Below are 231 nucleotides of genomic sequence, written 5' to 3' on the forward strand. Positions count from 1 at the left end.
GGCAGCGACGCGCAGACGACGGAGCCGTTGTCCGACCGGGCCCGCGCGCCGGGCGCGGCCAACGCCGCCGAGGCCGCGCCTGCGGGCGATCCGGTGGTGTCCGGCGCCATGCCGCCGGCGCCGCCCGCCTACGATTCCGACGGCGAGGTGACGCTGCCGGTGCAGGTGCGCGTGGTCGAGGCGCCGCCCAAGCGTTTCTCGGCCTCGATCGGCGTCGACGACGAAGCCGGC

At 77.9% G+C, this 231-nt stretch carries 1 pseudogene; it reads left to right on the forward strand.

The window, feature by feature from the left end:
• A pseudogene (locus tag SB751_RS35785) lies at nucleotides 1–231 on the forward strand (hypothetical protein); the annotation flags it as partial.

It is taken from the genome of Cupriavidus sp. SIMBA_020, assembly GCF_046535395.1.
In the GTDB taxonomy this organism is placed as follows: Bacteria; Pseudomonadota; Gammaproteobacteria; order Burkholderiales; family Burkholderiaceae; genus Cupriavidus; species Cupriavidus campinensis.